The organism is Aquabacterium sp., from assembly GCF_036279675.1.
Lineage (GTDB): Bacteria > Pseudomonadota > Gammaproteobacteria > Burkholderiales > Burkholderiaceae_C > Aquabacterium.
In genome coordinates, this window is record NZ_DASUIS010000053.1 from 16,613 (window position 1) to 36,538 (window position 19,926).

22 protein-coding genes are annotated in these 19,926 nt (G+C 64.6%); 6 read left to right on the forward strand and 16 right to left on the reverse strand.

Translation table 11 applies throughout. From position 1 onward, the window contains the following. The first annotated feature begins 31 nt into the window (after positions 1 to 31). From VFW93_RS05850 to VFW93_RS05860, 3 genes are all read left to right on the forward strand, one after another. The gene (locus VFW93_RS05850; RefSeq protein WP_329693051.1) at positions 32 to 781 is read left to right on the forward strand and encodes a Nif3-like dinuclear metal center hexameric protein; all 750 of its coding nucleotides are present in this window, start codon (positions 32 to 34) and stop codon (positions 779 to 781) included. A gap of 79 nt (positions 782 to 860) precedes the next feature. Then, on the forward strand, positions 861 to 2,537 hold the full coding sequence (locus VFW93_RS05855; RefSeq protein ID WP_329693052.1) for a FecR domain-containing protein: 1,677 nt from the start codon (positions 861 to 863) through the stop codon (positions 2,535 to 2,537). Then, complete coding sequence (locus VFW93_RS05860) at positions 2,534 to 4,852, forward strand: CHASE2 domain-containing protein (RefSeq protein WP_329693053.1); 2,319 nt, start codon at positions 2,534 to 2,536, stop codon at positions 4,850 to 4,852. The genes VFW93_RS05855 and VFW93_RS05860 overlap by 4 nt, the downstream gene beginning before the upstream one ends. A 17-nt stretch (positions 4,853 to 4,869) precedes the next feature. Here the strand turns inward: VFW93_RS05860 and VFW93_RS05865 are convergent, their stop codons facing one another. From VFW93_RS05865 to VFW93_RS05920, 12 genes are all read right to left on the reverse strand, one after another. Further along, entirely contained in the window at positions 4,870 to 5,454 is a 585-nt protein-coding gene (locus tag VFW93_RS05865) for a CBS domain-containing protein (protein ID WP_329693054.1), read from the reverse strand. A gap of 197 nt (positions 5,455 to 5,651) precedes the next feature. Continuing rightward, on the reverse strand, positions 5,652 to 6,431 hold the full coding sequence (gene hisF, locus VFW93_RS05870; protein ID WP_329693055.1) for an imidazole glycerol phosphate synthase subunit HisF: 780 nt from the start codon (positions 6,429 to 6,431) through the stop codon (positions 5,652 to 5,654). Positions 6,432 to 6,449: 18 nt separating this feature from the next. After that, positions 6,450 to 7,196 carry a 1-(5-phosphoribosyl)-5-[(5-phosphoribosylamino)methylideneamino]imidazole-4-carboxamide isomerase gene (gene hisA / locus VFW93_RS05875; RefSeq protein WP_329693056.1) on the reverse strand — a complete coding sequence of 249 codons (747 nt, stop codon included), beginning with the start codon at positions 7,194 to 7,196 and terminating at the stop codon, positions 6,450 to 6,452. A gap of 54 nt (positions 7,197 to 7,250) precedes the next feature. After that, positions 7,251 to 7,937 carry an imidazole glycerol phosphate synthase subunit HisH gene (hisH, locus tag VFW93_RS05880; protein WP_329693057.1) on the reverse strand — a complete coding sequence of 229 codons (687 nt, stop codon included), beginning with the start codon at positions 7,935 to 7,937 and terminating at the stop codon, positions 7,251 to 7,253. Between the two features lie 37 nt (positions 7,938 to 7,974). Beyond that, positions 7,975 to 8,598, reverse strand: a complete 624-nt coding sequence (gene hisB, locus VFW93_RS05885) for an imidazoleglycerol-phosphate dehydratase HisB (RefSeq protein ID WP_290678365.1) — start codon at positions 8,596 to 8,598, stop codon at positions 7,975 to 7,977. Next, positions 8,595 to 9,695, reverse strand: coding sequence for a histidinol-phosphate transaminase (hisC, locus tag VFW93_RS05890; RefSeq protein WP_329693058.1), 1,101 nt, complete (start codon positions 9,693 to 9,695; stop codon positions 8,595 to 8,597). The genes hisB and hisC overlap by 4 nt, the downstream gene beginning before the upstream one ends. Positions 9,696 to 9,698: 3 nt before the next feature. After that, positions 9,699 to 11,012 (reverse strand): histidinol dehydrogenase, encoded by a 1,314-nt coding sequence (hisD, locus tag VFW93_RS05895; protein ID WP_329693059.1) that lies wholly within the window; start codon positions 11,010 to 11,012, stop codon positions 9,699 to 9,701. Between the two features lie 90 nt (positions 11,013 to 11,102). Beyond that, on the reverse strand, positions 11,103 to 11,747 hold the full coding sequence (gene hisG / locus VFW93_RS05900; protein ID WP_290640985.1) for an ATP phosphoribosyltransferase: 645 nt from the start codon (positions 11,745 to 11,747) through the stop codon (positions 11,103 to 11,105). Between the two features lie 14 nt (positions 11,748 to 11,761). Beyond that, positions 11,762 to 13,060, reverse strand: coding sequence for a UDP-N-acetylglucosamine 1-carboxyvinyltransferase (gene murA, locus VFW93_RS05905; protein ID WP_329693060.1), 1,299 nt, complete (start codon positions 13,058 to 13,060; stop codon positions 11,762 to 11,764). A 104-nt stretch (positions 13,061 to 13,164) separates the two neighbouring features. After that, positions 13,165 to 13,419 (reverse strand): BolA family protein, encoded by a 255-nt coding sequence (locus VFW93_RS05910; RefSeq protein WP_329693061.1) that lies wholly within the window; start codon positions 13,417 to 13,419, stop codon positions 13,165 to 13,167. 31 nt (positions 13,420 to 13,450) lie between these two features. Continuing rightward, on the reverse strand, positions 13,451 to 14,224 hold the full coding sequence (locus tag VFW93_RS05915) for an ABC transporter permease (RefSeq protein WP_329693062.1): 774 nt from the start codon (positions 14,222 to 14,224) through the stop codon (positions 13,451 to 13,453). After that, positions 14,221 to 15,156, reverse strand: a complete 936-nt coding sequence (locus VFW93_RS05920) for an ABC transporter ATP-binding protein (protein ID WP_329693063.1) — start codon at positions 15,154 to 15,156, stop codon at positions 14,221 to 14,223. The genes VFW93_RS05915 and VFW93_RS05920 overlap by 4 nt, the downstream gene beginning before the upstream one ends. Positions 15,157 to 15,285: 129 nt before the next feature. Between VFW93_RS05920 and VFW93_RS05925 the strand changes: the two genes are divergently transcribed. Then, positions 15,286 to 15,543 carry an acyl-CoA-binding protein gene (locus VFW93_RS05925; RefSeq protein WP_035035437.1) on the forward strand — a complete coding sequence of 86 codons (258 nt, stop codon included), beginning with the start codon at positions 15,286 to 15,288 and terminating at the stop codon, positions 15,541 to 15,543. 81 nt (positions 15,544 to 15,624) lie between these two features. Here VFW93_RS05925 and VFW93_RS05930 read toward each other — a convergent pair whose 3' ends face one another. Then, entirely contained in the window at positions 15,625 to 15,930 is a 306-nt protein-coding gene (locus VFW93_RS05930) for a polyhydroxyalkanoic acid system family protein (protein ID WP_329693064.1), read from the reverse strand. A 158-nt stretch (positions 15,931 to 16,088) separates the two neighbouring features. Between VFW93_RS05930 and VFW93_RS05935 the strand changes: the two genes are divergently transcribed. Further along, positions 16,089 to 17,240, forward strand: a complete 1,152-nt coding sequence (locus tag VFW93_RS05935) for a M20 aminoacylase family protein (RefSeq protein WP_414639599.1) — start codon at positions 16,089 to 16,091, stop codon at positions 17,238 to 17,240. Here the strand turns inward: VFW93_RS05935 and VFW93_RS05940 are convergent. Continuing rightward, positions 17,206 to 17,889: a hypothetical protein gene (locus tag VFW93_RS05940; protein WP_329693066.1), complete on the reverse strand. Its 684-nt coding sequence runs from the start codon at positions 17,887 to 17,889 to the stop codon at positions 17,206 to 17,208. The genes VFW93_RS05935 and VFW93_RS05940 overlap by 35 nt on opposite strands. Positions 17,890 to 18,019: 130 nt before the next feature. Here VFW93_RS05940 and VFW93_RS05945 point away from each other — a divergent pair, with 130 nt between their 5' ends. After that, positions 18,020 to 18,655 carry a TetR/AcrR family transcriptional regulator gene (locus VFW93_RS05945; protein WP_329693067.1) on the forward strand — a complete coding sequence of 212 codons (636 nt, stop codon included), beginning with the start codon at positions 18,020 to 18,022 and terminating at the stop codon, positions 18,653 to 18,655. Here the strand turns inward: VFW93_RS05945 and VFW93_RS05950 are convergent. Beyond that, positions 18,627 to 19,325 carry an RNA ligase family protein gene (locus VFW93_RS05950; RefSeq protein WP_329693068.1) on the reverse strand — a complete coding sequence of 233 codons (699 nt, stop codon included), beginning with the start codon at positions 19,323 to 19,325 and terminating at the stop codon, positions 18,627 to 18,629. The two genes, VFW93_RS05945 and VFW93_RS05950, sit on opposite strands and share 29 nt — an antisense overlap. A gap of 9 nt (positions 19,326 to 19,334) precedes the next feature. Continuing rightward, positions 19,335 to 19,895, reverse strand: a complete 561-nt coding sequence (locus VFW93_RS05955; protein WP_329693069.1) for a hypothetical protein — start codon at positions 19,893 to 19,895, stop codon at positions 19,335 to 19,337. Positions 19,896 to 19,926: the final 31 nt, after the last annotated feature.

Genomic DNA, 19,926 nt, shown 5'->3' on the forward strand with positions numbered 1-19,926 from the left:
CCATGAACAACGTTCGCCAGAAAGGCCAGCCATGATCGACCGAGACGCCTTGCAAGGCCATCTGCAACAACTGCTGGAGGCCGACCGATTCAAGGATTATGGGCCGAACGGTCTGCAAGTTGAGGGCAAGCGCGAGATTCACAAGGTGGTGACGGGCGTGACCGCCAGTCTGGCACTGATCGACGCCGCCATTGCCGCCGGGGCCGATGCCATCGTCGTGCACCACGGCCTGTTCTGGCGCGGGCAGGATGGCCGGGTCACGGGCTGGATGAAACAACGCCTGGCCCAACTCATCAGGCACGATATCAACCTGTTCGCCTATCACCTGCCCCTGGACGCCCACGCCACGCTGGGCAACAACGCCCAGTGGGGGCAGCAGTTGGGCCTGGTGGCCGACGCGCGATTTGGTGATCAGGACCTGGGCTTCATCGGCCCGGTGCCCGATGGGCTGGACTTGCCTCGCCTGAGCGAACTCGTGAAACGCAAGCTGGGGCGTGCACCAGTCGTGGTGCCAGGAGATGGGCGCCCGTTGAAGCGCGCGGCCTGGTGCAGCGGAGGCGCGCAAGGGTATTTTGAAGGTGCCATTGCCGCCGGGGTGGACGTGTTCCTCACGGGCGAGATTTCAGAACCCCAGGCCCACTACGCCCGGGAAACCGGCGTGGCCTTCCTGGCTTGCGGCCACCACGCCAGCGAACGCTATGGCGTGCAGGCCGTTGGCCGCCACCTGGAAGTCAATCTGGGTTTGCAACATGCGTTTCTGGATATCGACAATCCCGCCTGAGCCTGATTGACCTCATTGCCGCGCTCCCGGGCATCGCGTAAGCTCTGCGCGAATCAAACAAACCCGGGAAGTTTTGGCCATGCTGCTCGCCCATCGAACAGCCTGGGCAGGTGTCTGGATGTGCGCAGCATCACTGACATGCTGCCCTGATCTCGTCCTGGCGGGCACGGCGTCCTGCCACACGCACACGGCGGTGGCGGGCGACACCCTCATCGCCTTGAGCCAGCGCTATCTGGCGCAGCCGCAGCACTGGCAGGTGCTGGCGCACGTCAACCATGTTCCCAACCCGCGGCGCATTCCGATCGGGACAGCACTGTGCATCCCCGTCGAGCAGATGAAGGCCACACCCAGGCCTGGCGTGGTGCTGGAAGTAGTCGGCCAGGCCACGGCCCAACAGGACAGCAGGGCGGGACTGGCTACCGTGCCGCAAGAGGTCAGAAAGGGCGACGCGGTGCCCCCCGGCATGACCTTGCGCACCAGCCCGAACGGCTATGTGACGGTGCAGCTCGCCGATGGCTCCATCCTCAAGATCCAGGCCGACACCCAGGCCCGGCTGGACAGCTCTCAGCATTACGAGGAAGCGGGCTTTTACGCATCCGTCTGGTCGGTCCTGCGCGGGCGCGTCGAGTCACTGGTCACCCACCTGACCGGCGGCCAGCCCCGCTATCAGATCAAGACGCCGCAGGCGGTGCTCGGCGTGCGTGGCACGACCTTCCGCGTGGCCTCCGACGCCCGCCGTACCTTGGGCGAAACCTTGACCGGCACGGTGGCCGTGTCCAGTGGCAAGCAGGCCGCCCTGCTCGGCGCAGGACAGGGTACGGTGGCAGTTGGCGGCAGCCAGGTTGCGCCACCCGTGCCCTTGCCCTCTGCGCCAGACCTCACACCCTTGCCTGCCTTGTTCGAGCGCCCGCTGCTGCGCATGGATCTGCCTACCGCACCCGGCGCGACCAGCTACCGCCTTCAGATTGCCGAGGATGCCGACTTCCGCCGTGTGCGCGCCGAGCTGACCGACACACAGCCGCGATTCAGGGTCAGCGAGCTGCCTGACGGCGTTTACTTCCTGCGCATGCGCGTGGCCAATGCCCAGGGGCTGGAGGGTCAGGACGCCCAGGCCACCTTCCAGCTCAAGGCCAGGCCGGAGCCCCCCATTCCGACCGCGCCCGGCCACCAGGCCAAGCTGAGGGCCCGCGAAGCCACGCTGAACTGGACCAGCCACCCGCAGGCCACACGCTACCGCCTGCAAATCGCGCGCGATGCAGACTTCAAGCAACTCGTGGTGGAGCACGCCGATATCCGCGACACACAGTTGATCGCACCACTGCCTGCCGGCGACTACTTCTGGCGCATCGCCACGACGGCGTCGACCAGCACAGGCACCCCTGATCCGGGCCCATGGGGCGACGCCCAGGCCCTGATGATGCGCGAGCCGCCCGCTCAACCACCCCCACCGAAGCTCACCCCGGATACGCTCCAGTTCACCCTGCAGGCTGAACCTGGCCAACGATTCGAGTTCCAGATGGCCCGAGACGACGGTTTCGCTGACCTGATCAAGGCTGTCTCGTCGGACTCACCAGAGGTGAGCTTGCCCAGGCCAGCCGAAGGCGGGCGTCTGTATGTGCGATACCGGGCCATTGATCCCGACGGTTTCGTGGGCCCCTACACTTCACCCCAACTGGTGCTGCTGCCCAGCTGCGTGCGCAGTGGCAACGGCACATGCGTGCGCGGCAGTGAACGCTTCGTCACCTCGCAACCATGACGTCCGAACCGCGCACCACCCGTCAGCAACGTGAATGGTGGCTGGTCAGCCTCTGCCTGATGGTGCTGACCAGCGCTGCCTGCTGGTGGCACTGGACCTGGCATCTCGATCAGGCTGTCTATGACGCGGCACAGAGCACCTGGCTGCGGGCGCCCGCGAAGGACATCGTGATCGTCGCCATTGACGATGCCAGCCTGCAGGCAATTGGCCGGTGGCCCTGGAAGCGCGCCGTTCATGCGCAGGCGTTGAAGCAGATTCAACAGGCTGGGCCGAAATCGGTGATGATCGACCTGCTGCTGAGCGAGGCCGATACCGACCCACAGCAAGACAGCGTGCTGGCACAGGCCATGCGCGAATCCGGCAAGGTGGTGCTGCCTGTCAGCCATGCCCTGGATGGCACGGGGCATGGCCATGAACTGCGGCCCTTGCCCCAGTTCCAGGAAGGCACCACGCTGGCCCACGCGGATGCCGCCCTGGATGTGGACGGCACCGTGCGCTGGGCCTATCTGTGGGCAGGCAGCCAGGCCAACCGCTACCCCCATCCGGCGCTGGCCATGCTGCAAGTGGCCGGCGAGTGGCCACCAGACATCCCCAGACAGGCCGGGCAGCACATGCCATCGACATCGGCCTACTGGCACCGCGATCAAGCCATGGCCATACCCTTTCTGGGCGCACCGGGGCGCATTGCCCATGTGTCGTACGCTGCGGTGTTGCGAGGCGAGGTCGCGCCCGAGACCTTTCGCCAGCGCCATGTGCTGATTGGTGTGACGGCCCACGGCCTGGGCGAAACCTTCCAGACACCGGTATCCCAACTGGGCGAAGGCATGGCCGGCGTGGAAGTCATTGCCCAGTTGCTGGATGCGCTGCGACAAGGGCAACGCATCAAGGTCCTGCCGGCCGCAGCCAGCGCCACACTGTCAGCCTTGCTGGTGCTCGCCCTGTTGTGGTTCTTCCGGCATGCCGCACCGCGCCAGGCCCTGATCGCCAGCGCCAGCCTGGCGGCAGGCGCCGTGCTGGCCTCGTGGGGCCTGATGGCATGGGGCATCTGGTGGCCGCCATTCGGGCTGGTCCTGGGGGCACTGTTGAGCTATCCGGTATGGAGCTGGCGCAGGCTGGAAGCCACCGCGCACGATCTGGAGCTGGAACTGCAAGCGATGGCCAGCGAGCCCGATGTGCGCTCTGCCCTGCCTCCCGCCAATGAACGAACAGGCGCGGACTTCATGCAAAGGCGCACGGACGCCATCAGCCTGGCTGGCGCACAGCTGAGACAGGCGCGGCAACTGCTGGCGCACACCCTGGCCACCCTGCCCGATGCGGTGTTTGTCGTGGATGCGCGGCACATCGTGACCCAGGCCAATCAGCAAGCCTGCGCGATGACCGGCTTCAGCCATCCGTCTGCGTTGACAGGCCGGCGCCTGAGCGAGGTGCTGTCCCCCCTGACGCCCACCGAAGCGCCGACCTGGGACATGCTGCTGGACAAGGCGCGTCAGGGGCACCAGGCCTTGAGCACGGAAGCCGTGCACCCGCGCGGCAAGCAGTATCTGGTGGCCATGGTGGCGGCCGATGATGCGATGCCGGACAGCGGCGCCATCGTGTGCGCCACCGATGTCACCGCCTTGCAGGAAGCCGAACTCCAGCGCGCTGAACTGCTGGGCTTCATCGCACACGACATCCGCTCGCCGCAGGCGTCGCTGATCTCGCTGGTGGAGCTGCATCGGATTGGCGGCCACATGTCGCAGGAGGAAACGCTCAAACATGTGGAAGCCATGGCTCGCCACACGCTGGAGCTGTGTGAAGAGCTGCTGCAGGTGATGCGGGCGGAGACACGTGCCATCTCACCTGCCCAGGGTGACCTGATCAAGCTGGCGCAGGACTGCCTGAACGACATGCAGTTGCAGGCACGCACCAAGGACATCACCTTGTCGGGCAACTGGCCACCCGGCCGTGAACAGCCCTTGTCGTTTGACGAGTACCTGGTTCACCGCGCCGTGATCAACCTGCTGAGCAATGCCATCAAGTTCAGCCCCAAGGGTGGGCAAGTCTCGGTGGCCGTCACACAGCATCATGACTGGCATGTGATTGCCGTGCGCGACCAGGGCCCCGGCATCCCGGAGTCGGAACTGGGGCGGCTGTTCAAACGCTATGAACGCGTTGAACAGGGGCGCCCTTCCAAGCTGGCCGCCGGCATCGGCCTGGGGCTGGTCTTCATCGACACGGTGGCGCGGCGCCACGGCGGGCAGGTCAAGGTCATCAACAAGCCCGGCGAAGGGGCTTGCTTCGAACTCTGGCTACCAGCCACATCGGGCCAGGCATGAGGCCGGCTCGCGGGCCCTCAGTGCGCCAACACCATCTCCAGCTCGGCAAAACTGCGTGAGTGCAGATCCGGCTCGATCGTGGTGTTCATGGCCATTTCCAGGCGGCGGGCAGAGAACATGCCACGCAGCATGGTCTTGCCTTGCTTCTGTTGCGTCACCAGCAGGTAGCGCAGGCCATGCTCGTGCATGGTCTCGGCGATGTCACCCAGGCGGGCGGTGCGCACGGCGGCCAGGTCCACGGTGTCCCACTGGGTCACGGGCACCATGACATCGGCCACGGTCAATTCGCGGTGAGGCACCAGTTGGCTGGATGCCCGCAGCACGGGGCGCTCGCCCTGGATGTCTTCCGCCGTGACCATGCCGATCAGTTCACCATGGACACCGGACACGAACACCATGCGCACACCCGCACGCATCATCAGATGCATGGTCTGATCCAGGCCATCCTGTTGATGCGCCACGACGCAGGCACTGTGGTGCAGATCGGTCAACAGACTCAGCGCCGCATCATGCGGCTGGGCCAGGCGCTGCACCTTGGGCAGCTCGGGCGCGTGCGTCATGGACGACAGTGGCAGCGGCTTGAAGCGATGGGTTTGGGGCATGAGTCACTCCTGACGAAGATGTATTCCCGAGACACACATTACGCCTGATATGTCGGCGTCATGGCACACGGACTCAAACCCATGTTGGCAGAGATGTGATGTCGTTCACGCCAAAAGAAAAGGCCGCAAGATGCGGCCTTTCGGGGTCTCTCGCCTGATGCCTTGTGCACCGGGCTTGAACCTGGGTTGCGCTGGCGTCAGATGCGAACGGGAATGCCTCGTTGCGCCATCAAGGCCTTGGCTTGCGCCACGGTGTATTCGCCGTAATGGAAGATGCTGGCAGCCAGCACGGCATCCGCCCCGCCCTGCTGCACGCCATCGGCCAGGTGATCGAGGTTGCCCACGCCACCCGAGGCGATCACGGGCACGCCCACAGCATCGCTCACGGCACGGGTCAGCTCCAGATCGAAGCCCGACTTGGTACCGTCCTTGTCCATGCTGGTCAGCAGGATCTCGCCGGCGCCATGCTCGGCCATCTGCCTGGCCCAGGCCACGGCATCCAGGCCCACGTTCTTGCGGCCGCCATGGCTGTAGACGTCCCAGCCCGGCCCACGTGCGGCCAGGTCATCGCCCTGGCGACGCTTGGCATCAATGGCCACCACGATGCACTGTGAACCGTATTTGTCCGAGGCATCACGGATCACTGGCGGGTTGGCCAAGGCAGCGGAGTTGAAGCTGACCTTGTCCGCGCCTGCATTGAGCAGTCGGCGCACGTCATCCACGGTGCGCACGCCACCACCCACCGTCAGCGGGATGAAGACCTGCGAAGCCACGGCTTCGATGATGTGCAGGATCATGTCGCGACCATCGCTGGTGGCGGTGATGTCCAGGAAGGTGAGCTCGTCGGCGCCTTGCTCGTTGTAGCGCGCCGCGATTTCGACCGGGTCGCCGGCGTCACGCAACTCGACAAAGTTGACGCCCTTGACGACGCGCCCGCCCGTGACGTCCAGGCAGGGAATGATGCGTTTGGCTAGCACTGGAAGGCCTTTGCTCGATCAGCCTTCGCCATTGAGTTCGTCGGCGCGCTTCTGAGCGGCCGCGAAATCGAGGTCACCGGTGTAGATGGCGCGACCACAGATCACACCCTCCACGCCTTCGGATTCGACAGCACACAGCTCTTCGATGTTCTTGATGTTGGACAGACCGCCCGAGGCGATCACGGGCACGGTGAGTGCCTGCGCCAGCTTGACGGTGGCTTCGATGTTGATGCCCGAGAGCATGCCGTCACGGCCGATGTCGGTGTAGATCACGCCTTCGACGCCGTAATCTTCGAACTTCTTGGCGAGATCGACCACTTCGTGACCGGAGAGCTTGCTCCAGCCATCGGTGGCCACCTTGCCATCCTTGGCGTCCAGGCCCACGATGATGTGACCACCAAAGGCGGTGCACGCATCACGCAGGAAACCGGGATTCTTGACCGCAGCCGTGCCAATGATGACGTAGCTCAGGCCGTCGTCCAGATAGCGCTCGATGGTGTCGAGGTCGCGGATGCCGCCACCCAGTTGCACCGGGATCTCGCTGCCGACTTCTTTGATGATGGCCTTGATGGCCGCTTCGTTGACGGGTTTGCCGGCAAAGGCGCCATTGAGGTCCACCAGGTGCAGACGTCGAGCGCCGGCATCCAGCCAGCGCCGGGCCATCGCGGCCGGGTCCTCGCCGAAGGTGGTGGAGTCATTCATGTCGCCTTGCTTAAGGCGCACGCATTTGCCGTCTTTCAGGTCAATCGCAGGGATCAGCAGCATGGCTGTGGTGCGGGTTGGGTGGAGAAATCGTCAGAAAACCCTGGAAGCGCCTGGTCAAGGCTTCCAGAGCAGGAAATTGCGGTACAGGGCCAGCCCGTGTTCGGCGCTCTTCTCGGGGTGGAACTGGGTGGCGAAAATGTTATCCCGGGCAACGGCGCAGGTAAAGCGGACACCGTACTCGGTCTCGCCTGCGCTATGTTGGGGATTATCCACAACTGCATGGTAGCTGTGGACGAAGTAGAAGTAGCTGTCGTCAGGAATCCCTGCCCAGACCGGATGCGGCTGGCCACCCCAGACGCCTTCATGGCGGGGCTGGTGCACGCGGTTCCAGCCCATCTGGGGCACCTTGTAGCGGCTGCCATCGGGTTGTTTCATGCCATCCAGGCGGAACTTGATCACCTTGCCGGGCAGCAGACCCAGGCCGGGGGTGTCCTGCTCTTCGGAGTGATCCAGCAGCATCTGCATGCCCACGCACACGCCCATCAGGGGCTTGTTCGCGGCGGCATCCAGCACGGCGCCCAGCAGGCCACCGCCATGGGCACCGCGCAGTTCGCGCATGCAATCGCGCATGGCGCCCTGCCCGGGCAGCACCACACGCTCGGCAGCGTGCACCACATCCGGGTCATTGGTCACCACGACCTTGAGGTTCAGATCCCTGGCTGCGTGTTCAACCGCCTGCGAGACGGAACGCAGGTTGCCCATGCCGTAGTCAATGACGGCCACTGTCGATGTCTGGCTCATGGAGTCAAGAAGAAAGCATCACTACAGGGGCACGGGCTCACAGCGAGCCTTTGGTGGACGGGATCACGCCAGCCATGCGGGGGTCGCGCTCCAGCGCGCCGCGCAGCGCACGGGCAAAGGCCTTGAACACGGTTTCGGCCTGATGGTGCGCGTTGACGCCCTTCAGGTTGTCGATGTGCAGGGTGACGCCAGCGTGGTTGACGAAGCCCTGGAAGAACTCGTAGGTCAACTGGGTGTCGAAGCCGCCAATGCTGCCGGCCGTGAAGGGGATGTCGATGTGCAGGCCGGGACGGCCGGAGAAATCGATCACGACGCGCGACAGGGCCTCGTCCAGAGGCACGTAGGCGTGGCCGTAGCGGCGGATGCCCTTCTTGTCGCCCACGGCCTTGGCAAAAGCCTGGCCCAGGGTGATGCCGACGTCTTCCACCGTGTGGTGGCCGTCGATGTGCAGATCGCCCACGGCGTGGATGTCCAGATCGATCAGGCCGTGGCGTGCGATCTGGTCGAGCATGTGGTCGAAGAAACCGATGCCGGTGTGCAGCTTGGCCGCGCCGGTACCGTCCAGGTTGACGCGGACGGTGATCTGGGTTTCAGCGGTGTTGCGAGTGACCTCGGCCACGCGGTCGGCGCCAGCTTGGGCAACCATGTCAGGAGCGTTCATGCGGGGTTGGAATTCAGGGGTTCGCGCAGGAGTTCGGTCAATGCCGCGATGAGCGCGTCATTTTCCGAGGGTTTCCCTACGGTCAGGCGGATACAGTTTGCCAGCAAACCGTGCAGGCCCGCCACATTTTTAATCAGAATGCCCTTGGCTTTCAGGGCGTTGAAGGTGCCAGCCGCGTCATTCACGCGCACCAGGATCATGTTGGCCTGACTGGGGTAAGCCTGGGCACCAGGCATGGTGGCCAGGGCCGACAGCAGACGCTCGCGCTCGGACTTGATGACTTCGGCCTGGCGGGCGAACTCGTCGGCGTGCTCCAGGGCGAACAGCGCCGCTTCCACATTCAGCACGCTGATGTTGTAGGGCGGACGCACTTTTTCGACCTGCTCGATCAGGTCCTTGCGGCCCATCATGTAACCCAGGCGGATGCCGGCCAGGCCAAATTTGGACAGGGTGCGCATCAGCAGCACGTGCGGGTGCTTCGTGAGGCGTTCGAGGTAGCTCTTGCTGGCGAAGGGCTGGTAGGCCTCGTCGATGATGACCAGCCCCTGGCCGTTGGCGCCCACGGCGTCGATGATCTGCTCGATCACCGCGTCGTCCCACAGGTTGGCCGTGGGGTTGTTCGGGTAGGCGATGTAGGTCAACGCGGGCTTGTGCGCGCGGATGGCGGCCAGCATGGCGGGGCCGTCCAGCTCGAAATCGGGCGTCAGGGGTACGCCGACGAACTGCATGCCACTTTGTTTGGCAAAGGCCTCGTACATGACGAAGCCCGGCAGCGGCGCCAGGGCCACGGCACCTGGCTGGGCACAGGCCACCGACAGCAGCGAGATCAGTTCATCCGAACCATTGCCCAGCACCAGGCCGTGATCGGCGGGCACGTGGGCATAGGCCCGCAAGGCGGCATGCAGGTCATTGACGCGCACGCCGGGGTAGCGGTTCATGGCCACCTGGCCCAGGCGCTCACCCAGCTTCGCCTGCAGCTCAGGCGGCAGCGTGAAGGGGTTCTCCATCGCGTCGAGCTTGATGTAGCCAGCGGCGTCCTGCACCACGTAAGCGTGCATGGCGCGGACATCGGGGCGGAAAACGTCGAGCAGGCTCATGGCTTATTTCTTCAGACGGAACTCAGCGGCCTGGGCGTGGGCCTGCAGGCCTTCGCCATAAGCCAGCACCGCGGCCGTCTTGCCCAGCACTTGCGCGCCGGCTTCGCTCACCTCGATCAGGCTGGAACGCTTCTGGAAGTCGTACACACCCAGGGGCGACGAGAAACGGGCTGTGCCGGAGGTGGGCAGCACGTGGTTGGGGCCAGCGCAGTAGTCGCCCAGCGACTCGGAGGTGTAGGCACCCAGGAAGATGGCGCCGGCGTGCTTGAGCAAGGGCTCCCACTTGTGCGGGTCGTTGCTGCTGACTTCAAGGTGCTCTGGCGCGATGCGGTTGGAGATCTCGCAGGCCTCTTCCATGCTGCGCGTGTGGATCAGGGCGCCACGGCCTTCCAGCGAGGCGCGGATGATGTCGGCGCGGGGCATGGTGGGCAGCAGACGGTCGATCTCGGCCTGCACCTTGGCGATGTAGGTGGCGTCCGGGCACAGCAGGATGCTCTGGGCCAGTTCGTCGTGCTCGGCCTGACTGAACAGGTCCATCGCGACCCAGTCGGGCGGCGTGGAGCCATCGGCCAGCACCAGGATTTCGCTGGGGCCGGCGATCATGTCGATGCCGACCTGGCCGAACACATGCTTCTTGGCGCTGGCCACATAGGCATTGCCGGGGCCGGTGATCTTGTCGACCTTCGGGACCGTGGCCGTGCCGTAAGCCAGCGCGGCCACGGCCTGGGCGCCACCGATGGTGAAAGCGCGGCTCACGCCGGCCACATAGGCTGCGGCCAGCACCAGCGGGTTCTTCTCGCCGCGTGGCGTGGGCACGACCATGATGATCTCGGCCACGCCGGCCACATGGGCGGGGATGGCGTTCATCAGCACGGACGAGGGATAAGCAGCCTTGCCACCGGGCACGTAGATGCCCACGCGGTCCAGCGGCGTGACCTTCTGGCCCAGCAAGGTGCCGTCTTCATCGCGGTATTGCCAGCTCAGGCCACAGGCCTCCTTCTGGCGCTCGTGGTAGCTGCGCACGCGTTTCGCGGCACTTTCCAGGGCGTCGCGCTGCACGGCGGGCAGGCTGTCGAAAGCGGCCTTCAACTCCGCCTGGCCCAGCTCCAGTGCCGCCATGCTGTCCACCGGCAGGTGATCGAAACGACCGGTGTACTCCAGCACGGCCGCATCACCACGCAGGCGAACATCGGCCAGGATGGCGCCCACGCGGTCTTCGATGGCCGTGTCGGTCTCGGCCGACCAATGCAGCACCTTCTGGAAGGCGGCATCGAAATCGGGCTGAGTGGTAGCGAGGTGGCGGATCTGGACTGTCATGAGCGAGAGGATCTCAGAAATCAGACGTGGGTGGGGCACTGGCGCGATGGGCATTCACGATGAACGCCATAGCGCTTGTTTCTGGCTGGCTTACTTGTTCTTCGGGATGGCCGACTCGAAAGCCTGGATCAGCGCGCGAATCGGCTCGCGGTTGAGCTTGAGCGAGGCCTGGTTGACCACCAGACGCGAGCTGATGTTCATGATGTGCTCGACTTCGACCAGCTTGTTGGCCTTGAGCGTGTTGCCCGTCGAGACCAGGTCGACGATGGCATCGGCCAGGCCGGTCAGCGGAGCGAGCTCCATCGAGCCGTACAGCTTGATCAGGTCCACGTGCACGCCCTTGTTGGCGAAGTGATCACGCGCGATGGTGGTGTACTTGGTGGCCACACGGATGCGCGAACCCTGCTTCACGGCGGCTTCGTAGTCGAAGTCGGCACGCACGGCCACGCTCATGTGGCACTTGGCGATGTTCAGGTCCAGCGGCTGGTAAAGGTTGTCGCCACCGTGCTCGATCAGGATGTCCTTGCCGGCCACGCCGATGTCGGCACCGCCGTATTCCACATAGGTGGGCACATCGGAGGCGCGCACCAGCACCACGCGCACATCAGGACGCGTCGTGGGCAGAATGAGCTTGCGGGTCTTTTCCGGATCCTCGGTCACCTCGATGCCGGCTGCGGCCAGCAGGGGCAAGGTTTCTTCGAAGATGCGGCCTTTGGAAAGTGCAAGGGTGATCATGTTGTTGCAGCGCCTTATGCCTTGACGCGTTCGATGTCGGCGCCGATGCCTCGCAGCTTGGCTTCCATGCGGTCATAACCACGGTCGAGGTGGTAGATGCGGTCAACCAGGGTCTCGCCCTCGGCCACCAGGCCGGCGATCACCAGGCTGGCAGACGCACGCAGGTCGGTGGCCATCACGGTGGCGCCCGACAGCTTGGGCACGCCCGTGACCACGGCGCTGTGGCCGTCCACGGCGATGCTGGCACCCAGGCGGATCAGCTCGTTGACGTGCATGAAGCGGTTTTCAAAGATCGTCTCGTGGATCACGGCGGTGCCTTCGGCCACGCAGTTGAGCGCCATGAACTGGGCCTGCATGTCGGTCGGGAAGGCGGGGTACTCGCGGGTGCGGAAGCCCACGGCCTTGGGGCGCACATCGGCCTTGACGCGGATCCAGCCTTCGCCGGATTCGATGCTCACACCGGCTTCACGCAGCTTCTCGATGACGGACTCCAGGTGCTCGGCATCGGCCTTGCGCAAGGTCACGTCGCCGCCCGTGGCACCCACGGCGCACAGGAAGGTGCCGGTTTCAATGCGGTCGGGGATGATCTGGTGGGCTTGCGCGCCGCTCAGGCCATGGAGCTTGTCCACGCCCTGGATGCGGATGCGGTGCGTGCCCTGCCCTTCGATCTTCGCGCCCATGGCGATCAGCAGATTGGCCAGGTCGGTGATTTCAGGCTCTTGCGCGGCGTTTTCGAGGATGGTTTCACCCTCGGCCAGCGTGGCGGCCATCAGCAGGTTTTCCGTGCCGGTGACGGTGACCATGTCGGTCGTGATGCGGGCGCCCTTCAGGCGGGTGGGCTGGCCGTTGGCATCCAGGGGCGTGCGTGCTTCGATGTAGCCATGCTCCACCGAGATCTGCGCGCCCATGGCCTGCAGGCCCTTGATGTGCTGGTCCACGGGGCGCGAACCAATCGCGCAACCGCCGGGCAGCGACACGCGAGCACGGCCGAAGCGCGCCAGCAGCGGGCCCAGCACCAGGATGGAGGCGCGCATGGTCTTGACCAGCTCATACGGTGCTTCGGGCTTGTCCACACGGCCGGCATCCAGGGTCATGGTGCTGGCGTCATCGGCATGGCGCTCGGCCACGACGCCCATGTTGGCCAGCAGCTTGAGTGTGGTGGACACGTCCTGCAGTTGCGGCACATTGGCCAGCGTGACTGGCTCAGCACTCAGCAGCGTGGCGCACAGGTCTGGCAAGGCGGCATTCTTGGCACCGGAAATGATCACTTCGCCTTGCAGACGACGACCGCCGCGGATCAGGAGTTTGTCCATGAGGAAACACAAAGGGCGCGAAGCTGCCGCCAAAGCGGTAGTCGCGCCTGATTAGAGAGGGATAAAACTGGCTGAGTGCCTTGCGGCCACTTCAGACTGTGAAATCAGGCCTTGGGAGCCTGGGTCGCCCACTCGGCGGGCGTCAAAGTCTTCATGGACAGGGCATGGATCTCAGCCCGCATTCTATCGCCCAGGGCCTGGTAAACGCGCTGGTGGCGACCAATTCGGGTCTTGCCTTCGAACTCGGCCGACACGATGGTGGCGAAAAAGTGCTCACCGTCACCTTCCACTTCCAGGTGATCGCAGGGCAGACCGGCGGCGATGTATTGCTGGATCTGGGCGGGCGTGGGATTGGCCATGGTGGACTCTGAAAAGGACAAAGAAGGGAAATCAGGAACGGATTTTGTACCCGGTCTTCAAAAGATGCAGCGCCAGGGCGGAAACACCCAGTGTGGCAGTCGCCACCACACCCAGGCTGAGCCAGGGGCTGACGTCGCTCGCACCGAAAAAGCCGCGGCGGAAGCCGTCGATCAGATAGAAGAAGGGGTTGAGGTGCGACAGGCCCTGCCAGAAACCTGGCAGCGAGTGCACCGAGTAGAACACGCCCGACAGGAAGGTCATGGGCACGATGATGAAGTTCTGGAAAGCTGCCATCTGGTCGAACTTGTCGGCCCACAGCCCGGCGATCAGGCCCAGCGAGCCCAGCAGCGTGCCGCCCAGCACGGCAAAGATCAGCGCCCACCAGGGCTCGGCCAGGCCGGGCGGCGCAAACCAGGCCGTCACGGCGAACACGCCCGCCCCCACCGCCAGGCCACGCACCAGCGAGGCGCTGACATAGGCGATGAACCAGGCGCGGTGCGACAGTGGCGTCAGCAACACGAACACGAGGTTGCCCGTGATCTTGCTCTGGATCAGCGACGAGGAGCTGTTGGCAAAGGCGTTCTGCAGGAGGCTCATCATCACCAGCCCCGGGATCAGGAAGCGGGTGTAGCCCACACCCTTGAACACCTGCACATGGTCTTCCAGCACATGGCCGAAGATCAGCAGATAGAGCACGGAGGTCAGCACCGGCGCACCGATGGTCTGGAAGCTCACCTTCCAGAAACGCAGCACTTCCTTGATGAACAGCGGGCGCGCGCCCTGAACGGAATCAACCCAGTTCATGCGGCCACCTCCGCCTTGGCTTGCGTGCCGTGGTGGCCCTGCATGATGGACAGGAAGACATCCTCCAGATCGGCCCGACCCATCTCCAGGTCTTCCACGTGGCAGCGGGCCTGGCGAAGCTGCACCAGGATCTGCTCGATCTCGTTGGCATCATGCGCGGGCAATTGCACGATGCGGCCCGTGATCCGGGCATGCGCGGCCAGCTCGGGCGGCAGGGCTTGATCGGTCTTGAAGCGCAACATGGTGGAGGCCGTGCCCGCCAGCAAAGCCGAGGTGCGGTCCAGCGCCACCAGCTGCCCCTGTTTGAGCATGCCGATGCGGCCGCACAAGGCCTCGGCCTCTTCCAGGTAGTGCGTGGTCAGCAAGACGGCGTGGCCTTGCTTGTTGAGCTGGGCGATGAAATGCCACAGCGTCTGGCGCAGCTCGACGTCCACGCCGGCGGTGGGCTCGTCCAGCACGATCACGGGTGGGCGGTGCACCAGGGCCTGCGCCACCAGCACGCGCCGTTTCATGCCGCCGGACAGCTGGCGCATGTTGGCATCAGCCTTGTCGCTCAGGCCCAGGTTGGCCAGCAGCTCGTCGATCCAGTCGTCGTTGCGGCGCAGGCCGAAGTAGGCGCTCTGGATGCGCAAGGTTTCACGCACCGAAAAGAAGGGGTCGAACACCAGTTCCTGCGGGACGACGCCCAGGGCCTTGCGAGCGGCGGCGTAATCGCCCACCACATCGTGCCCCTGAACAGACACCTTGCCCGACGAAGCCCTGCTCAGGCCCGCCAGGATGCTGATCAGCGTGGTCTTGCCGGCACCGTTGGGGCCCAGCAGGCCGAAAAATTCACCCTCTTCGATGTCGAAGCTGACGCCTTGCAGTGCGCGCACGGTGCGATCGCCCGACTGGAAGGTTTTGGTGACGTTCTGGAATGAAACTGCGCTCATGAGGGGAAGGATTCTAGAGAATCCTGGATGACCCCATGGTTTCTCTGGCACTGGCTTGAGGGGGCCCGCGGTGATGCAGCTTCGTCAAACGGGCAGTAACATGCGCCTGCGTTTTCACAGGAGACAAACATGTCCGATCTTCAAGCCCGCTTCGACAAGGCCCTGGCAGACTCCAAGCTGCTGCCCGCCAAGCCTGACAACAACACCCTGCTGCAGATGTACTCGCTGTTCAAGCAAGGCAGCGTGGGCGACGCCACCGGCGACCGCCCCGGCTTCACCGATTTCGTGGGCCGCGCCAAGTACGACGCCTGGGCCGCCCTGAAGGGCAAGAGCCAGGACGAAGCCAAGCAAGGCTATATCGACCTGGTCGAGTCGCTCAAGAAGTAAGCCGCTGGCGCCATCGCGGCGCGCGCAACAAGCAAAACGGGCTGCATTGCGCAGCCCGTTTGCATTTTCAGCGACCTGGGATCAGGCCTTTCCCGAAGCCTTGTCGATGATGCGGCCGAGGTTCTTGGCGATCTCGGATTCGATCATGGGCTTGAAGGCCTTCATCATCATGCCCAGCTTGACGTCCAGGTCAAAACTGGTGCCGGTGACGGTCATCAGGCCGGTGACGCCCATGCGCTCGAAGGTGATGGTGTCCTTGTCGGCGCCTTCGGTGTGCTTGCAATCCAGGCCCATTTTCTTGGCCGAATCTTCGGCCCACTGCTTGGCCAGCTCGCGGGCCTTCTCCAGACCCAGGGTGTGTGCTTGGGAAAACTTGACGTCGCTCATGGCGAATCTCCTCATTGGTCGTAACGCCTGCACACTATAAATAAGCTCGGCCGGGTAATATCTGGAACTTGTTCGAAAAGTCCCCTGAATGTATGACTGTGTCGCACGTTGAACTGCCCCCGACCGTCCTGCCCGAGTTGCTGGACCAGGCTGATGCCATGAGGGCGCTGCGTCGCGACATCCATGCCCACCCCGAACTGTGCTTCGAGGAAGAACGCACCGCCGACCTGATCGCGCAAACCTTGCGCAACTGGGGCATCGAGGTGCACACGGGCCTGGGCAAGACGGGCGTCGTGGGGGTGATCAAGGGGCGGCCAGGCAAACGGGCCGTCGGCCTGCGCGCCGACATGGACGCGCTGCCCATGACCGAGCACAACACATTCGCGCATGCCAGCCGCCACCAGGGCCGCATGCACGCCTGCGGTCACGACGGTCACACGGCCATGCTGATGGCCGCCGCCCAGCAACTGGCCGCCACACGTGATTTCGACGGCACCGTGTACGTGGTGTTCCAGCCCGCAGAAGAAGGTGGTGGTGGCGCGCGCGAGATGATCCGCGACGGCCTGTTCACCCGCTTCCCGATGGACGCCATCTTCGGCATGCACAACTGGCCGGGCATGGCCGTGGGCGAGTTCGCCATCAAGAGCGGCCCCTGCTTCGCCTCCAGCAACGAGTTCCTGATCACCATCCGCGGCAAGGGCTGCCATGGCGCCATGCCCCACCTGGGCGTGGACCCGGTGCCGGTGGCCTGCCAGCTGGTTCAGTCCTTCCAGACCATCCTGACGCGCAACATGCGCCCCATCGAGACGGGCGTGATCTCGGTGACCATGATCGAGGCCGGTGAAGCCACCAATGTGATCCCCGACTCGGTGACGATGCAGGGCACGGTGCGCACCTTCACCAACGACACGCTGGACCTGATCGAAACCCGCATGCGCGAGATGACACAACACGTGTGCGCGGCCTACGGCGCCACGGCGCATTTCGAGTTCAGCCGCAATTACCCGCCCACCATCAACCACCCGGCCGAGACGGCCTTCGCGCGCCAGGTGATGACCGAGGTGGCCGGTGCCGACAAGGTGCTGGAGTTCGAACCCACCATGGGCGCGGAAGATTTCAGCTTCTTCCTGCAGGCGCAGCCAGGCGCCTACTTCGTGATCGGCAATGGCGACGGCACGCACCGCGATGCGGGCCATGGCCTGGGGCCCTGCATGCTGCACAACCCCAGCTACGATTTCAATGACGACCTGATCCCGCTGGGTGCCACCCTGTGGGTCAAGCTGGCCCAGCGCTGGCTGGCTCAGCCCTGATCACACGGCTTCGCCGACACCACTGGCGCCACAGGAAGGCGGCGATCAACAGGCCAGTTGGCATGGCGTACTCGGGATGCGCGGCCACACGCTTGCCGTTGGCCACCAGAAAACTCAGCCAGATGTAGTGCATGCCCCAGGTGTGCAGGCGAGCCCACCAGACCTTGCCAAGCCAGGCTGCCGTGCGATCAAACGACGTCAAGCCCATCAACGCGATGAACACATAGGCCAGGCCCGGCCCGATGCGCTGCGCCGGGGGCGACAAGGTGGCAAACAACACCGGCGCCATCATGGCCAGGCTGATGATGGCCGCCGAGTGCAGCCCGTGCGAGGTCACCAGCAGCCAGCCCCATTGCCGGCGGTAACGGCGCTGCCAGCTTGACCAGGCACCCGGCCAGGTCAACACCGCCGCCTGGGCGGTATAGGCCAGCAGAAAAAACACGAGCGAGGTACGCGCCGTGGCGCGAATCAGCAGGCGCACGCCATCCACGCCCGGCAGCCACAGCAGGCAGCTCGCGGCCATGAGGCCCAGGAGAACGGCCCCCACCAGCCAGACTAACCAGGGCCTTACGCCTCCGCCAACCAATCTGCCGCTTTGACCCCACTCGCCGCCTGCCTCGCTGGGGCTGCTCCTGCCTGGGAAGTTCATGACCGCGCTCCTTGTTGTGTCCATGTCGGCGCGATCCTAGGTGGCACGTTCGCGCAACACCAAGCAAAATACGCAGTGCTTACATTGCCTGCCTGATTGCCCGCTGAACCGCCCGCCAGACCCACTGCCCATGCCCACCCCACCCTCACGCCCATATCACCACGGCAAGCTCAAGCAGGCCCTGATCGACATGGCCGTGACGGTGGCCGAGGAAACCGGCAAGGATCTCATCAGCGTGCGGGAGGTGGCGCGCCGCCTGGGGGTGTCGTCCGGCGCACCGTTTCGGCACTTCCCCAACCGCGAATCCCTGATGACGGCGGTCGCCGAAGAGGCGCTCATGCGACTGCGTCTGCGGGTCGAGCGAGATCTGCTCGATGCCCCGCCCGCGCCCATCGACCGGCTCAAGACCCTGGGCCGTTCCTTCATCCAGTGGGCCCTGCACAACCCGACGCAGTTCAAGCTGCTGTCCTCGCGCAGGCTGTTCGAATTCGACCGTTCGGCCAGCCTGCCGGTGCATTTCGATGCGGTGCGCCAGATCACCCTGGATCTGGTTGCCCAGGCGCAAAAAGCCGGGGATTTGCCCCCCGGCCCTTTGCCTGAATTCGCCCTGGCCTTGCGCGCACTCGCTTATGGCCTGGCCCGCATGCACGTGGACGGCCAACTGCCGCAGTGGCAGGTGGACATCACACAGGCCGAAGCCACCTTGATCGCATCGATGAACCTGATCGTGGAAGGCCTCAGGCCTGCTCGCCCGCGTCCCAGCTGATGCGGTTCCACTGCAAGGCGCGGCTGCGCCAGTGCTCTTCGATGCTCTGCACGAAATCAGGCCGCACCAGCTTGGCACGGTTGATGAGCCAGTCGTCGTCCTCATGGCGAACGACCACGCCCTCCAGATTGCCGTCGCGGTAATGGCTGCGATGAGACTCGACCCAGTCTGTCAGTTCCTTGAGCGTGGTCCGCCCCTGGCTCACGCGGGGCACCTGCCGGATCTGCAGCTTCTCGGCCAGTTCATGGCGGCGCCTCGTACTCCAGAAGCGGCCCGTGGCGCGGTCATACACGTCAAAGGCCAGGAACCAGTCCGGCAGGGTTTCGTAGTCCAGCGAGTGTTTGGCCGCGCACCACTCGCCAAACAGCATGAGCTGGTCGCCCAGGGCATCGAACAGCGCGTCTTCGCGGATCACCAGCCATTCGTCCAGGCGGGCAAACTGGCCGCCATAGGGCTTGTTGAGGTATTGACCGCGGTTCTGCACATGCAGCACGCCTTCACTGTTGAAGGAGATGCCCATGTTGGCGCCGTCGAGCTTTTCTTCCACCACCACGGGGTGATCCAGCAAGGCCTTGATCTCATCGGGTGCCAGCACCTTGTCATCCCGTGGTGAGCCTTTGGACAACCAGGCAATGTGGGGCGTGTGAGGAAAACGGAAGAACTCATTCATGCTCGGACCTCATTGGCCAAACTTGTGGAGGTGGAACTGGTGCAACTCGGCATCGCACAGGAACTGGACGCGCACCCCATGCCGCAGCAAGGCGGGTGACCAGTCCAGCCACTTGGAATCGGCCGCCTGCAGGATCACAGGCGACTCCGGATGCGTGCGGGCCACGGCCACGAACTTGCGATCCGCCGCATCAAAAGCAGCCAGCGCCGGGTCATCGGGAAAGGCCTCGAAACCCCGTTCGGCCTGCGCGATCAGGGCCACCTGATCGCAACGCGCCGGGTTGTCAAGTTCGTGCAGCAGCCAGCGCAGGAAGGCATCGCCCTTGCCCTGGCCATCGCTGGCGTGGGTCTTGTGCTGGTATTCGCGCACGATCTCGAAGCCCTCGTCCACCGCCACACGCCCCGAGGCCATGAGGGCCTCCAGCCAAAGTACGCAGCGCCGGATGCAATCCTGCGTGACGCCGGGGTGCTGGCCGTTGGCAACCAGGATCACATTGGTGTCCACGACGTAGGTCGCTGCACCGGGGCCGTCTGGCGTGGCGGGGGGAACGGGGTGACGGGAATGCGACATGGATGGAGCGGGCTGACACTTCATTTTGCCC

Excerpts from the sequence above, each read along its gene's own strand:
- VFW93_RS05930 (WP_329693064.1), bottom strand. The coding sequence starts at position 15,930 with ATGAGCGACGTCAAGTTTTCCCAAGCACACACCCTGGGTCTGGAGAAG.
- VFW93_RS05910 (WP_329693061.1), bottom strand. The coding sequence starts at position 13,419 with ATGGCCAATCCCACGCCCGCCCAGATCCAGCAATACATCGCCGCCGGT.
- VFW93_RS05915 (WP_329693062.1), bottom strand. The coding sequence starts at position 14,224 with ATGAACTGGGTTGATTCCGTTCAGGGCGCGCGCCCGCTGTTCATCAAG.
- VFW93_RS05935 (WP_414639599.1), top strand. The coding sequence starts at position 16,089 with ATGAGGGCGCTGCGTCGCGACATCCATGCCCACCCCGAACTGTGCTTC.
- VFW93_RS05855 (WP_329693052.1), top strand. The coding sequence starts at position 861 with ATGCTGCTCGCCCATCGAACAGCCTGGGCAGGTGTCTGGATGTGCGCA.
- hisD (WP_329693059.1), bottom strand. The coding sequence starts at position 11,012 with ATGACAGTCCAGATCCGCCACCTCGCTACCACTCAGCCCGATTTCGAT.
- VFW93_RS05955 (WP_329693069.1), bottom strand. The coding sequence starts at position 19,895 with ATGTCGCATTCCCGTCACCCCGTTCCCCCCGCCACGCCAGACGGCCCC.
- VFW93_RS05860 (WP_329693053.1), top strand. The coding sequence starts at position 2,534 with ATGACGTCCGAACCGCGCACCACCCGTCAGCAACGTGAATGGTGGCTG.
- murA (WP_329693060.1), bottom strand. The coding sequence starts at position 13,060 with ATGGACAAACTCCTGATCCGCGGCGGTCGTCGTCTGCAAGGCGAAGTG.
- VFW93_RS05950 (WP_329693068.1), bottom strand. The coding sequence starts at position 19,325 with ATGAATGAGTTCTTCCGTTTTCCTCACACGCCCCACATTGCCTGGTTG.
- hisH (WP_329693057.1), bottom strand. The coding sequence starts at position 7,937 with ATGAGCCAGACATCGACAGTGGCCGTCATTGACTACGGCATGGGCAAC.
- VFW93_RS05925 (WP_035035437.1), top strand. The coding sequence starts at position 15,286 with ATGTCCGATCTTCAAGCCCGCTTCGACAAGGCCCTGGCAGACTCCAAG.
- hisA (WP_329693056.1), bottom strand. The coding sequence starts at position 7,196 with ATGCTGCTGATCCCTGCGATTGACCTGAAAGACGGCAAATGCGTGCGC.
- VFW93_RS05945 (WP_329693067.1), top strand. The coding sequence starts at position 18,020 with ATGCCCACCCCACCCTCACGCCCATATCACCACGGCAAGCTCAAGCAG.
- hisC (WP_329693058.1), bottom strand. The coding sequence starts at position 9,695 with ATGAGCCTGCTCGACGTTTTCCGCCCCGATGTCCGCGCCATGCACGCT.
- hisG (WP_290640985.1), bottom strand. The coding sequence starts at position 11,747 with ATGATCACCCTTGCACTTTCCAAAGGCCGCATCTTCGAAGAAACCTTG.
- VFW93_RS05940 (WP_329693066.1), bottom strand. The coding sequence starts at position 17,889 with ATGAACTTCCCAGGCAGGAGCAGCCCCAGCGAGGCAGGCGGCGAGTGG.
- VFW93_RS05920 (WP_329693063.1), bottom strand. The coding sequence starts at position 15,156 with ATGAGCGCAGTTTCATTCCAGAACGTCACCAAAACCTTCCAGTCGGGC.
- hisB (WP_290678365.1), bottom strand. The coding sequence starts at position 8,598 with ATGAACGCTCCTGACATGGTTGCCCAAGCTGGCGCCGACCGCGTGGCC.
- VFW93_RS05865 (WP_329693054.1), bottom strand. The coding sequence starts at position 5,454 with ATGCCCCAAACCCATCGCTTCAAGCCGCTGCCACTGTCGTCCATGACG.
- VFW93_RS05850 (WP_329693051.1), top strand. The coding sequence starts at position 32 with ATGATCGACCGAGACGCCTTGCAAGGCCATCTGCAACAACTGCTGGAG.